At 66.4% G+C, this 12,851-nt stretch carries 13 protein-coding genes; 7 read left to right on the forward strand and 6 right to left on the reverse strand.

Going from position 1 to position 12,851, the window contains the following annotated elements; genetic code table 11:
* Positions 1 to 42 precede the first annotated feature (42 nt).
* Complete coding sequence (locus tag BMI85_RS00685; RefSeq protein ID WP_143594948.1) at positions 43 to 1,176, forward strand: cache domain-containing protein; 1,134 nt, start codon at positions 43 to 45, stop codon at positions 1,174 to 1,176.
* Between the two features lie 69 nt (positions 1,177 to 1,245).
* Here the strand turns inward: BMI85_RS00685 and BMI85_RS00690 are convergent, their stop codons facing one another.
* Positions 1,246 to 1,812 (reverse strand): LuxR C-terminal-related transcriptional regulator, encoded by a 567-nt coding sequence (locus BMI85_RS00690; protein ID WP_246832461.1) that lies wholly within the window; start codon positions 1,810 to 1,812, stop codon positions 1,246 to 1,248.
* A 94-nt stretch (positions 1,813 to 1,906) separates the two neighbouring features.
* Here BMI85_RS00690 and BMI85_RS00695 point away from each other — a divergent pair, with 94 nt between their 5' ends.
* Genes BMI85_RS00695 through BMI85_RS00705 form a run of 3 tightly spaced genes read left to right on the forward strand, consistent with a single transcriptional unit; the run spans position 1,907 to position 5,375 of the window.
* Complete coding sequence (locus BMI85_RS00695; RefSeq protein ID WP_078599170.1) at positions 1,907 to 3,073, forward strand: acetyl-CoA acetyltransferase; 1,167 nt, start codon at positions 1,907 to 1,909, stop codon at positions 3,071 to 3,073.
* Positions 3,070 to 4,572 (forward strand): AMP-binding protein, encoded by a 1,503-nt coding sequence (locus BMI85_RS00700; RefSeq protein ID WP_078599171.1) that lies wholly within the window; start codon positions 3,070 to 3,072, stop codon positions 4,570 to 4,572. Before BMI85_RS00695 ends, BMI85_RS00700 begins: the two co-directional genes overlap by 4 nt.
* Entirely contained in the window at positions 4,572 to 5,375 is an 804-nt protein-coding gene (locus BMI85_RS00705) for a 3-hydroxybutyrate dehydrogenase (RefSeq protein ID WP_078599172.1), read from the forward strand. Before BMI85_RS00700 ends, BMI85_RS00705 begins: the two co-directional genes overlap by 1 nt.
* A gap of 107 nt (positions 5,376 to 5,482) precedes the next feature.
* Here the strand turns inward: BMI85_RS00705 and BMI85_RS00710 are convergent, their stop codons facing one another.
* From BMI85_RS00710 to BMI85_RS00720, 3 genes are all read right to left on the reverse strand, one after another.
* The gene (locus BMI85_RS00710; protein ID WP_078599832.1) at positions 5,483 to 7,021 is read right to left on the reverse strand and encodes a tripartite tricarboxylate transporter permease; all 1,539 of its coding nucleotides are present in this window, start codon (positions 7,019 to 7,021) and stop codon (positions 5,483 to 5,485) included.
* 9 nt (positions 7,022 to 7,030) lie between these two features.
* Positions 7,031 to 7,462: a tripartite tricarboxylate transporter TctB family protein gene (locus tag BMI85_RS00715; RefSeq protein WP_078599173.1), complete on the reverse strand. Its 432-nt coding sequence runs from the start codon at positions 7,460 to 7,462 to the stop codon at positions 7,031 to 7,033.
* Positions 7,463 to 7,529: 67 nt separating this feature from the next.
* Complete coding sequence (locus BMI85_RS00720; RefSeq protein WP_078599174.1) at positions 7,530 to 8,495, reverse strand: tripartite tricarboxylate transporter substrate-binding protein; 966 nt, start codon at positions 8,493 to 8,495, stop codon at positions 7,530 to 7,532.
* A gap of 114 nt (positions 8,496 to 8,609) precedes the next feature.
* On the opposite strand from BMI85_RS00720, the gene BMI85_RS00725 reads away from it, so the two are divergent.
* From BMI85_RS00725 to BMI85_RS00735, 3 genes are read left to right on the forward strand one after another with little or no spacing between them, the layout of a single operon-like run.
* On the forward strand, positions 8,610 to 9,290 hold the full coding sequence (locus BMI85_RS00725) for a response regulator transcription factor (protein ID WP_078599175.1): 681 nt from the start codon (positions 8,610 to 8,612) through the stop codon (positions 9,288 to 9,290).
* Positions 9,277 to 10,695, forward strand: a complete 1,419-nt coding sequence (locus tag BMI85_RS00730) for a sensor histidine kinase (protein ID WP_143594949.1) — start codon at positions 9,277 to 9,279, stop codon at positions 10,693 to 10,695. The genes BMI85_RS00725 and BMI85_RS00730 overlap by 14 nt, the downstream gene beginning before the upstream one ends.
* The gene (locus tag BMI85_RS00735) at positions 10,692 to 11,744 is read left to right on the forward strand and encodes an ABC transporter substrate-binding protein (RefSeq protein WP_078599176.1); all 1,053 of its coding nucleotides are present in this window, start codon (positions 10,692 to 10,694) and stop codon (positions 11,742 to 11,744) included. Before BMI85_RS00730 ends, BMI85_RS00735 begins: the two co-directional genes overlap by 4 nt.
* Before the next feature lie 7 nt (positions 11,745 to 11,751).
* Here the strand turns inward: BMI85_RS00735 and BMI85_RS00740 are convergent, their stop codons facing one another.
* On the reverse strand, positions 11,752 to 12,225 hold the full coding sequence (locus tag BMI85_RS00740; protein ID WP_078519234.1) for a flavin reductase family protein: 474 nt from the start codon (positions 12,223 to 12,225) through the stop codon (positions 11,752 to 11,754).
* Entirely contained in the window at positions 12,212 to 12,841 is a 630-nt protein-coding gene (locus BMI85_RS00745; protein WP_078599177.1) for an FAD synthetase family protein, read from the reverse strand. The genes BMI85_RS00740 and BMI85_RS00745 overlap by 14 nt, the downstream gene beginning before the upstream one ends.
* Positions 12,842 to 12,851: the final 10 nt, after the last annotated feature.

A 12,851-nucleotide genomic window follows, 5' to 3' on the forward strand; every position in this document is an offset into this window, starting at 1 on the left:
AAATCGGACCCCTTCTACAATTAACGTAGGATTGAAGCGAAGATGACCATTCGTCGACATCACAATCTCGGAGGCATTTTCCTACGCACCGCTCTGGCGATGGTGCTCGTCGTGGCAGCGACCGCCGTCTTCGTCGCCAAGGTCGTGTCGGATCAGGCCCATGAATTTCAGACAACCATTGAACACAAGCTGGTTCTGAGAGGCTCCGACGCGATCGCGCTCAGCTTCAACACCGCGCTGATGCGCGAATGGGACAGTATGCATGCCGTTGCGCGAAGCATCGGCACCGCGTCGAAAGACGACATCAACAAGTTCATGGACGCCGTCGCCCGCACCGGGGGTCAGGTCGCCTGGGCAGGCTTCGCCGCGCCCGATGGCACCATCATCTCCGGCTCGAACGGCTATGATGTCGGCAAGAATGTCAGCTCCAAGCGGTGGTTCCGCGATGGCATCCGCGTGCCGTCGGTCGATTCCATCACCGAGACGGCCACCAATGCGCTGACCGGCAAGATGGAGTATTTCCTGAGCCTCTCGACCCCCGTGAAGGGCCCGGACGGCCAGAAGATCGGCGTGCTCGTCTACCGCGTGCGGATCGCATGGGTGCGCAGCTTCCTGTTCGAGGCGAGCAAGGAGCTTGGCATCGACGTGGTCGTGCAGGACATCAACGGCGATACGGTCATCGACACCCGTCACGAGAGCACGCCCCTGCCCAAAAGCCTGACGTCAAGCGCGAGCCTGCGCAGCAAGTCTTCCGGCGTCTTCCACCTTGTCGACGGCAAGGACGGCGGAACCTATGCCTTTGCGCCGGATTTCGTCTGGAACAAACTGCCCAACTTCGGCTGGCGCGTCTTCGCGGTTCTACGCCGCGACAACATCTCGAACGATCTGCCGGTTTTGACGCAGGTGACGCTGGCGACGGTCGCAGCCGCGGCGCTGTGCCTGCTGGGCGTAACGCTGGTGTTCCTCAAGCTGCTGCTGCGCCCGGTCGAGCGGCTGGCGGAGGATGCCAAGAGCATCGCGAACGGCAAATACGTCTTCCCCGAAGAAGCGACGAGCTCTCAGGAAGCCGCCTCGCTGTCGAGCGCGCTCGCGATCATCCAGAGCAAGCTCACCCCGCAGCGTAGCGAACGACCGCCTCGGTCGACACCTGAGGCGACACCTGAACCGCATTCGTGATCTGGGCCTGACTTGGGATCGAGACAGAAAGGGGCGCATCGGCGCCCCTTTTTCCTTGGGGCGACGCGTCTAGAGCGGCAGCCCCGTCAGCCGCGCCACCAGTTCGGCGGTGTTGCGCGCGCCGAGTTTCGCCTGCAGTCGCGCGCGATGGGCCTCTGCGGTGCGCGGCGACAGCTCCAGCACCCGCGCGATCTCCTTGTTGGTCTGCCCCTCGGCCAGAAGGGCCGCCACCTGCCGCTCGCGCGCGGTCAGATCGACGACGGGCCGTAATTCCGACAGATCGGCAAAGCTCCACACCGCGCGGGCGAAGGGATCGTGGGGCGTCAGCGACTGCCCCCGCACCCGGCACCAAAACAGCGACCCGTCGCGGCGCTGCATGATCCGCTCATCGGCGTAGCGCCCGGTCTCGCGCATCCGCCGCAACCCGATCTCGCCGATGCGAAGGAATTCCTCCTGCGACGGGTAGAGCACCGCGAGCGAGCGCTGCGGCAGCTCGTCTTCGCGATAGCCGAAACTCTCGCAAAACCGCGCGTTGCACCGCTCGATCACCCGGTCGCGGGTGACCGCCAGCCCGACCGGCGCATGCTCGAACGCCAGCCGCGCCATCTCATCGCTGTCCAGCAGGTCCTGCTCCATCCTCTTCTCCCGATAGCGTAGTTCTACGAATAGAGGTCGTGCCGCCCCTGCGCTAGTCTCCCCCGCAACGGAGGATCATTGGGAGGAGACCCGCATGGACGCGAAGATCGTCGGCTGGGGCCATACGAAATTCGGCAAGCTGGAGGGGCGCACGCTCGAGGATCTGGTTCTCGAAGCGGGCGGCGGCGCGCTGGAGCACGCAGGGATCGACCCGGCAGAGATCGACGGCATCTGGCTGGGGCATTTCAACTCCGGGCTGGTGCCGGATGGGTTCGCAAGCTCGCTGGCGCTGGGGATCGACGACAGGCTGCGCTTCACGCCTGCGACCCGTGTGGAGAATGCCTGCGCGTCGGGCTCGGCTGCGATCTATGCCGCGCGCGATGCGATCCGTTCGGGCCGGGTGAAGGCCGCGCTGGTGATCGGGGCGGAGAAGATGACCGCGAAGGACACCGCAGGCGTCACCGAGGCGCTGGCCGGGGCGTCCTACCAGATGGAGGAAGCGGGTGTCTCCTTCCCGCAGATTTTCGCGCGTTTCGCGCAGGCCTATTATCAAGCGCATGGCGACCGTTCCGCCGCACTCGCCCGGATCGCGGCGAAGAACCACCACAACGCGCTCGCCAATCCGCTCGCGCAGATGCGCAAGGATGTGGGGTTCGAGTTCTGCAACACGGTGAGCGACAAGAACCCAATGATCGCCCCGCCCCTGCGGATGACCGATTGCTCGCTGATTTCCGACGGGGCGGCCGCGCTGGTCATGGTCGCCGACGACCGCGCGGGCAATTTCGCCAATTCCATCGGTCTCCGCGCCGCCGAGCAAGTCAATGACTACCTGCCGATGTCGCGCCGCGATCTGCTGGCTTTCGAGGGCCCGGCAGAGGCCTTTCGCCGCGCCTATGCTTCGGCGGGCGTGCGGGTCGACGATCTCTCCTTCGCGGAGGTCCATGACTGTTTCACCATCGCGGAATTGCTCGTCTACGAGGCGATGGGGCTGGTGCCGCAAGGCTCCGGTGCGCGGGCCATCGACGACGGGTTGGTACTGCGCGACGGTAAGCTGCCGGTGAACCTCTCGGGCGGGCTGAAGGCGAAGGGCCATCCCGTAGGCGCGACCGGCGTGTCGATGCATGTGCTGGCTGCGATGCAGCTCACCGGTCAGGCGGGCGAGATGCAACTGCCCGGCGCGGAGCTGGGCTGCGTCTTCAACATGGGCGGCTCGGGCGTCGCGAATTACTGCTCGATCCTCGAAGCGGAGCGCGCGGCATGAACCCGGCGGAGTGGCTGATCCGCAGTGCGGTCCGCACCCCCGACGCCCCCGCGCTGCTGCAGGGCGAGGAGCTGCGCGCCACCTATGCGGAATTCGCCGACCGTGCCGCCCGCATCGGGGCTGGGCTGGTGGCGTGTGGGATCGCTCCGGGCGACCGCGTGGCGCTGTTTGCCAAGAACTGCCCCGAATATCTCGAGGCGATCTATGGCATATGGTTCGCAGGCGCGGTGGCGGTGCCGATCAACGGCAAGCTGCACCCGCGCGAGGCCGCATGGATCATTGAGGCCTCCGAGGCGAAGCTCGCCTTCACCGGCGATCCGGGGACTGATCTGGGCGTCGAGACGGTGGACCTCAAAGGCCCGGCCTATGCCGATCTTCTGCGCTATGACCCGATGCCCGCCCCGGTCGAGATCGCGGAAAGCGAGACGGTCTGGCTGTTCTACACTTCCGGCACGACCGGGCGGCCCAAGGGCGTGTGCATCACTTCGGCCAACGTGCAGGCGATGTGTCTGGGCTATTTCTCGGATGTCGACAGCGTCGAACCGCAGGATGCGATCCTCTACGCCGCACCGATGTCGCATGGCGCGGGGCTTTACAACTTCGTCCATGTGATGCGCGGCGCGCGCCATGTGGTGCCGCGCTCGGGCGGGTTCGAGGCTGACGAGATCCTCGAGCTTGCGCCGAAGCTGCAACATGTCTCGATGTTCGCAGCCCCCACGATGATCCGCCGTCTGGTGGACCGCGCCCGCGCGACGGGCCAGACCGGCGAGGGCATCAAGACGATCGTCTATGGCGGCGGGCCGATGTATGTCGCCGATATCATCGACGCGGTCGAGGTGATGGGGCCGCGCTTCGTTCAGATCTACGGCCAGGGCGAGAGCCCGATGACGATCACCGCCCTGTCGCGCGAGCTGGTCGCCGACCGTACCCATCCGCGCTGGCGCGCGCGGCTGGCTTCGGTCGGTCAAGCACATAGCCCGGTTTCGGTACGCATCGCCGATGCCGAAGGCCGCCCCCTGCCCGCGGGCGAAACCGGCGAGATCCTCGTGCGCGGGGCCGCGGTCATGGCGGGCTATTGGCAGAACCCCGAGGCGAGCGCGAAGGCGCTACGCGACGGTTGGCTTTGGACCGGCGATCTGGGCACGATGGATGCGGACGGCTTCGTCACGCTGCGAGACCGCTCGAAGGACGTCATCATCTCGGGCGGCACGAATATCTACCCCCGCGAGGTCGAGGAAGCGCTGCTGCTGCACCCCTCCGTCCACGAGGTCGCGGTGGTCGGAAAGCCCGATCCGGAATGGGGCGAGAGCGTCGTGGCCTTCGTCACGCCTGCGCCGGGGTCCGAGATCGACCCTGCCGCCCTCGATCAGCATTGCTGCGAGCAGATCGCGCGGTTCAAGCGCCCCAAGGCGTATCGCGTGATCGCGCAGCTTCCCAAGAACAATTACGGCAAGGTCCTCAAGACCGAGCTGCGCAAGAAAGTGACGGAGGAGGACTAATGTCGCGACTGGATGGAAAGACGGCTCTGGTAACGGGTTCGGTGCAGGGCATCGGGCTGGCAATCGCGAAATCGCTGGCCGAGGCGGGTGCGCGCATCGCGCTCCACGGTCTCGCCGATGAGGCGCAGGTCGCCGAGGCGAAAGCGGTGCTGGAGGCCTCGGGCGCGCCCGAGGTGCGCTTCTTCGACGCCGATATGGCTGATCCCGCGCAGATCGACGCGATGATGGATGCGGTCGCGGATTGGGGCGGCGCGGATATCCTCGTGAACAACGCAGGCATCCAGCGCACGGCGAGCCTTGCCGAGGCCACCCCCGAAATCTGGAACGCCATTCTCGCAGTGAACCTGTCGGGCGCGTTCCACACGATGCGCCGCGCGATGCCGGGCATGGCCGAGCGCGGTTATGGCCGCGTCGTGAACATCGCCTCGGTCCACGGGCTCGTGGCCTCGGCCAACAAGGCGCCCTATGTCGCCTCAAAATTCGGTCTCGTCGGCATGAGCCGGGTGGCGGCGCTGGAATATGCGCAGGCGGGCACGCGCGAAGCGGGTGGCGTGACGGTGAACTGCATCTGTCCGGGCTGGACCGAAACCGACATTCTCGGGCCCCAGATCGCGGAACGCGCGGCGGCGCATGGTGGCGACCGGGCGGCGGGGATCGCGGATCTTCTGGCGGAGAAACAGCCTACCCGGCGCCTCTCGGACCCGTCCGAAATCGGGGCGCTCGCGCTGTGGCTCTGTGCGCCGATCGCGCATAACGTCACCGGCACCTCGATCCCGGTCGATGGGGGCTGGACCACGCAATAAGGCTCGGAGGTGAGAAAGGGGCGGCGGGTTGACCACCGCCGCCCCTTCCTTCGAACCGGCGCAGGCACCTCGGGGGAGGTGTGATGCCTGCGCTAGGGGGTGCGGTCTCAGTCCGAGATCGCACCCTCGTCATCGCCACGCTCGTGCATCCGCGCTTTCACGAAGCGGCTCAGGAACAGCGGCAGGATGAAGCCCACGATCGCCACGGTCCACAGACCGATCGCCAGCGGGCTGCCGACCAGCGTCCAGTAATCGCCGTTCGAGATCGTGACGGCCCGGCGCAGGTTGTTCTCCATCGTGTTGCCCAGAAGCGTGCCGAGGATGATCGGCACCAGCGGCACGTCGAGCTTGCGCAGCAGCCAGCCCATCACACCGAAGCCGATCATCACCAGCAGATCGAAGCTGGAGCCGGAAATCCCGTAGATCCCCACGAAGGACACCATCGCGACGATCGGCATCAGGATGCGCGGCGGGATCATCAGCACGCGGGTGAAGATACCCACCATCGGAATGTTCATCGCGAGCAGCATGAAGTTGGCGATAAACAGCGCCGCGATCAGGCCCCAGACCACGTCGGGGTTGTTCTGGAACAGCAAGGGGCCGGGCGTGATGTTGAGCGACAGAAGCACCGCCAGCAGCACCGCCGTGGTGCCCGAGCCCGGCACGCCGAGCGCCAGCATCGGCACAAGCGCGCCACCGGCTGCCGCGTTGTTGCCTGCCTCAGGAGCGGCCACACCGCGCGGATCGCCCGTGCCGAAGGTGTTCTTGCGGTCCACCAGCTTCTTCTCCATCGAATAGGAGATGAAGGAGCCCAGCGACGCCCCTGCCCCCGGCAGCACGCCCGCGACGAAGCCCAGGAGCGACGAGCGCAGCATTGTCGGCGTCGTCTCTTTCACCATCTTCCACGGCGGCGTGATACGCCCGACCGAGACCTTGTGGCCCGCAGCCGAGGCCGAACCGTGGCGGTGCTCGAGGAAGATGAACACTTCCGACAGCGCGAAGAGGCCGACGATGGCGACGAGGAAATCGAGCCCGTCATAGAGGTGCACCTCGCCGAAGGTCAGACGCGGCACGCCGGTCTGCGTGTCCACCCCGATCACCGACAGGCCGAGGCCCAGCATCGCGGCGAAAGCCGATTTCGCCTGATTGGTCGAGGAGACCCCGCCCAGCGTCGCGAAGGCCAGCGCGAAGAGCGCGAAATATTCCGCCGGTCCGAAAAGCAGCGCGAATTTCACCAGCTGCGGCGCCAGCAGGATCAGGCCCCAGGTGGCGATGAAAGCGCCCACGAAGCTTGCGATGCCCGAGAGCGACAGCGCCTCGCCCGCAAGCCCCTTCTTGGCCATCGGATAGCCGTCGAGACAGGTCATCATCGCGGGTTCGTCGCCCGGAATGTTCAGCAGGATCGAACTGATCCGCCCGCCATACATCGCCCCGTAATAGACCGAGGTCAGAAGGATCAGCGAAGGCGTGGCCCCCAGCCCCAGCGTGAAGGCCAGCGGGATCAGGATCGCGACGCCGTTGGACGGCCCGAGGCCGGGCAGCGCGCCCATCATGGTGCCGAGGAACGTGCCCAAGAGCGCGAGCGCGAGGTTCTCGAAGGTCAGAGCGGTATGAAAACCGTCTGCGAGTGACATTAAGGTGTCCATCATTTCACCTCAGAAGCCGAAGGGGCCGCTGGCGAGCGAGAGGCCCAGAACCAGCTTGAAAATTACGTAGATACCGATCGAGGTAGCGACACCCACGACGACGGATTGCAGCGGTCCCGTGCCCAGCCGCCATGTCAGGTAGGCGCTGGCAAAAGCGGTCGCGATCAGGAAGCCCACGACGGGCAGAAACTCGGCATAGAGGATCATCACCACAACGGCGGCGAGGATTTCGGCAAGCCGGGCGAGGCTCGGCCAGACCGGGTCGGGATCGGGGCGCAGCAAGATCACGAGCGAAGCCAGCCCGAGGATCACCGCGATCACCAGCGGGAAGGTTTTCGGCCCCACCGCATCCGACAGGAAACTTTCTTGGATTTGCAGCGTCGCCCAGCCGTAGAACAGCGCAAGGCACAGGCCGACGGCGCCGAAGATGCGATCACTCATGATCCCCTCCCTTGGTATGAAGGCGCGGCGGCGCTCGAAAGCCCGCCGCGCGCATGGGTTGTCTCGCTTACTTGATGATGCCGATCTGGCGCGAGATGTCCTGAATCTGCTGGACCGAGTTCTGCACGAAGCTCTCGAATTCAGCGCCCTGCAGGTCGAGCGGGGCCAGACCGTTGGCCGCCATCACCTGCTTCCACTCGTCGGAGGCGTAGAGCTGGCCGACCTTGTCGACCCACATCTGGTAAGCCTCGTCGGACATGCCGCCCGGCGCGTAGAAACCACGCCAGTTCGCGCCGATCGCATCCACGCCCTGCTCTTTCGCGGTCGGGAATTCCGAGAATTCGCCGTCCAGACGCTCGGGCGCCAGCACCGCGATCACGCGGATATCGCCGGAATCGACGAAGCCCTTGGCTTCCGACAGATCGCCGGTGAAGGCCTGAACGGAGCCCGCCAGAAGCTGGGTCACCGCTTCGCCGCCGCCGTCGAAGGCGATGTATTTGACCTTGCGCACATCGTCGATGCCATAGGCGTCGGCGGCGATCAGCACCTTGAGGTGATCCCAGCCACCCACGGCCGAGCCGCCCGCGACCGAGACGCTGGCCGGATCGGCCTTGATCTCGTCGAGCAGTTCGGGAAGCGTCTGGATGTCGCTGTCGGCGGCCACGGCGATCACGCCGTAATCCGCGCCGATCGAGCCGATCCACCGGACCTGATCCATCGAGTTGCCCGGATAGGCGCCTTGCGCCAGACGGGTCGCGGTGGCCGAGGAAGCCGCGACGATCAGGTTGTCGTCGTCATTGCGCTTGTTCACCACTTCGGCGAAGGCCACGCCACCGCCGCCACCGGCGAGGTTCACGACCTGCATGGTCGAGTCGATGAGACCCAGATCCTGCATGGATTTGCCGACCTGACGGCAGGTGAAGTCCCAGCCGCCGCCGGGGTTCGCGGGCGCGATGCATTCCTGCGCCGAGGCGCCGGTCGCAACGGTGAGTGCCGCGACAGCAATCGCCGCGCGCATGAGTTTAAAAGCCATGATATATCCTCCACTGTCCGCCCGTTGCCTCCCGCAGCGGGCTATGGACCGGGTTTTACCGCTTGAACCTGTCACGAACCTGTCACAGGCTCAGAGCCGGAATAGGGAGGACGGATGCGGCTCTTGCTTGTCGAAGATGCCGAGGAGCTGGCCGAGGCCACGCAGCGCAGGCTTGCGCGCTCGGGCATGGCTTGCGATCTCGCCGCCACCGTGGGCGAGGCGCGCGACTTTCTGGCGGTGCAGGCCTATGACGCGGTGATCCTCGACATCAACCTGCCCGATGGCACCGGCACCGACCTCTTGCGCGAGATGCGCGCGCAGGCCGCCACGATGCCGGTGCTGATGCTGACCGCGCAATTCTCGGTCGATGACAAGATCTCCGCCTTCCAGCTCGGGGCGGATGACTATCTCGTAAAACCCTTTGATCACCGTGAGTTGGAGGCAAGACTTCATGCGATCGGGCGCAGGCAGACGGCGGATCGCTCCGCCGATCTCGAACTCGGCCATCTGCGCTATAACGCGACGGCGGGCAGCGCCTCGGTCGGGGATCAGCCGCTGAAACTGACGGGCCGCGAATTCGCGCTGCTGGGCCTGCTGATGCGCAATGCGGGGCAAGTGATGTCGAAGGACCGGCTGCACGAGGGGCTCTACGCTTTCGACGACGCGGTGCCGGGCGACAATGCGATCGAGCTTTATATCGCGCGGCTGCGCAAGAAGATCGCGGGCAGCGGGGTCGAGATCGAGACCCTGCGCGGACGCGGCTACCGTCTGGCGGCGCGCGATGGCGATGTCTGAGGGCGCGCGCTCCCGCGAGATCGGCATCTCCGCCACGCGCTCGCTGACCGCGCGGCTTGTCACCGGGCTGTCGGGTCTGATGATCGTCGGCGGGCTGATCCTCGCACTGGCCGCCTTCGCCTATGGGCGCGCGGCGGCGCGCGACGCGTTCGACCGGCTGCTGGTGGGCGCAGCCAATGACATCGCCGCCTCGATCTCGATCCGCGACGGCGCGCCGGTCGTCGATCTGCCGGTCTCGGCCTTCGAGCTCTTGGCGCTCGCCCCCGATGACCGCATCGCCTATCAGGTGAGCGGCCCGAAAGGCGCGGTGCTCACGGGCTATGAAGACCTGCCCCGCCCCGGCACGACCGCACAGGATTCCGAACTGTACGACGCGCGCTTCAAGGGAGAGCCCGCGCGCTACATCCGGGTCACACGCCGTTTCGCGGAACGCCAGTTCTCCGGCACGGTGGAGGTGATCGTCGGTCAGACCCTGCGGGCGCGTACCCAGCTTGCACTCAGCATCACCCGCAACGCGCTTGGCGGGCTGGCGGTCGGCGGCATCGCCATGCTCGCCTTCGCGATCATCATCGTGCATAGCGCGCTGCGCCCGCTGGAGCGGCTGGCCCATCGCATCTCGGAACGCGATCCGCAGGACCTGACCCCGATCCGCGCCGCCGTGCCGCGCGAGGTCGATGTGCTGGTGCAGGCGACGAACGGGTTCATGGGGCGGCTGGACCGGCAATTCGCCACGATGAAAAGCCTGATCTCGGACACCGCGCATCAGCTGCGCACCCCCGTTGCGGCCCTGCGCGCGCAATCCGACCTCGCCGCCGAGGAAGACGACCCGGCGCAGCGTGCGCAGATCGTCGCGAAAATGCATTCCGGCACGGTTCGGTTGAGCCGCCTGCTCGACCAGATGCTGTCGCGCGCGCTTGTGATCCACCGCGCCGACAGTGCGCGGCGCGAGCGGGTCGATCTGCGCAACATCGCCTTGGATATCTTCGAGGAAGGCGATCACGCGGCCCTTGCACCGGGGAGCGAAATCCGGCTGGAGATCGCCGAGGCGGAGGTGCCCGTGCTGGCCGATGAGCTTTCGCTGTCGGAGGCGGCGAAGAACCTGCTGGGCAATGCGCTGTCGCATGGCGAGGCCCCGGTCACCATCGGCGCGGACATGCGCGACGGGCGTGCACGCCTTTGGGTGCGCGATGCAGGCCCCGGCCCCACGCCCGAGCTGCGCGCGCGGCTGGGCGAGCGTTTCGCGCCGGGACATTCGGACACAAGGCGGCGCGGTGCGTCGAGCGGGCTGGGCCTCGCCATCGCGCAATCGGTGGCGGAAACCTATGGCGGCACGCTCGAGATGGAGAGCGACGCGGCAGGCTTCACCATCGCGATCACCCTGCCCCAGGCCGAGGAGACAACATGATCCGCACGCTCCCGTCCCTGACGCTCTGGCTATGCCTGAGTTCCACCGTCGCGGCCGCTGAGCCCGAGGCCATCCGCACCTTCGGCCCCGATCAGCCCGCACGCAAGATCACCCTGCGCACCACGACCGACGTCAATATCCTCGCCCCCGCGATCGAGGCGTTTCTCGACACCCAGCCCGGCCTCGCGATCCGGTTCGAGCAATGGGGCTCGAACGACCTCTACGATATTTCCGAGGCCGATTGCGCGTCCGGCAAACCCGGCGCTGATCTGGTCATCAGTTCGGGCGTGCAGCATGTGGTGAAGCTGGTGAACGACAATTGCGCCGCCACATGGGTCTCGCCCGAGACGACGGCGCTGCCGAAGGACCTGCGCTGGCGCGATCAGGTCTGGGGCATCTCGCGCGAGCCTGCGGTGATGATCTACAACCGCGCGCTGGTCCCGCCCGAGGACGTGCCGCGCACGCGCTTCGATCTGGTGGACCTGCTGCGGCCCGCGCAATCGCCCTACACCGGCAAGGTCGCGACCTATGACATCGCGGATTCCGGGCTGGGGTTCCTGTTCGCTTTCCTCGACAGTCAGGAGGCCAGCACCTTCGGCGCGCTGACCGAGGCCTTCGCGCGCTCCGGCGCGGTCGCCACCTGCTGTTCGGCCGAGATTATCGACGGGGTCGCGGGCGGGCGCTACCTGATCGCCTATAATATCCTCGGCTCCTACGCGGCGCAGGCGGCACGCGACAATCCCGATCTGGGGATCATCGCGCCCGCCGATTACACGCTGGTTCTGTCGCGCGCAGCCTATCTGCCGGGGCGCGAGCCCAATCCGACCGCCGCGAAACTGCTGGATTTCCTGCTCTCGCCCGCAGGCAAGCGGGCGCTGACGAAGACCAAGCTGATCGACCCGATCACGCGCGACGGTGGCGGCAGCGACAGCGACGAGACGCTGGCGCTGCAACGCCTGATCGCGCTTGGTCCGCCGCTATTGGTTGCCACCGACACGATGAAAACCGCGCGATTCCTCGAACGCTGGCGGGACATCTTCGCGCAATAGCGTTGGCCTAGCTCGCGAGCGCGCCGAACTTGCCACCACAGAACAGAAGCGGCCGGGCCTCCAGATCGCGCTCGATCTCGACGACCTTGCCGATGAAGAGCGTGTGATCGCCCGCCTCCACCTCCTGCGCGACCTCGGTCACGAAGACGCAGGCCGCGCCGGGCACGACGGGCATCCCGGCGCGCTCGATGAAGGGGTCGTTATGCGCCGGATCGTGGCGGCCCGCGAAATGCATCGCCAGCCCTTCCATCTCGTGATTGAGCACCGAGACCGCGTAGCGCCCGGAAGCCCGCACCTTCTCGCGCAGCTTGCAATTGTGATCGAGCGAAATGGTGATCAGCGGCGGGTCGAGCGAGACCGACATGAAGGCATTGGCCGTCATCCCGTGATCGCCATCCTCGGTGCGCGTCGAAATCACCGTCACGCCGGTTGCGAAACTGCCGCAAGCGTCGCGCAGATCGCGCGGATCAATTCCGGACATCGAATTCCTCCCCAAATCTCATATCCTGTGTCAGAAGCGCGCCCGACATCAGCGCAGCGGCATCGGTCGAGCCCTGAAGGGCCACGGCTTCGCGCGACCGGCCCTCGGCGCGCAGGCCCCGGATGCGCGTGGACGAGATGACCTCGCCGCCTTCGCACAGCACTGCGGGCGCCAGCGTCACGTCGAAGCGCTCGGCCAGTGTCGTCACGCAGCCCGCCTGTTTCGCGCCGAAGCGGAAATCCGCGCCGACATGGATGCGGGCCGGGTTGATCCGCGCCAGATCGTCCAGAAAGGTCTGCGGGCTGCGCGCCGCGTAGCTTTTGCAAAACGACGCCAGCACGATGTAATCCGGCCCGAGCCGCGCGATCCGCGCGAGTTTCTCCGACACCGGCGACAGTTGCTTGGCGCGCCCGAAGAACACTTTCGGCGGCGGATCGAAGGTCCAGACGACCGACGCCACGCCTGCCGCCCGCGCCTCGGTCACGGCGCGCGAGATTAGCGCCTGATGGCCGCGATGGACGCCGTCGAACGCGCCGATGGTCAGGACGCTCGCAGGCAGCGCGATCTGGTCGTCGCGCAGCACCTGCGTCTTCATCCCTGTGAAATCCAAACTCATGGGGCTCCTC

This window comes from Thioclava sp. DLFJ4-1 (assembly GCF_002020145.1).
In the GTDB taxonomy this organism is placed as follows: Bacteria; Pseudomonadota; Alphaproteobacteria; order Rhodobacterales; family Rhodobacteraceae; genus Thioclava; species Thioclava sediminum.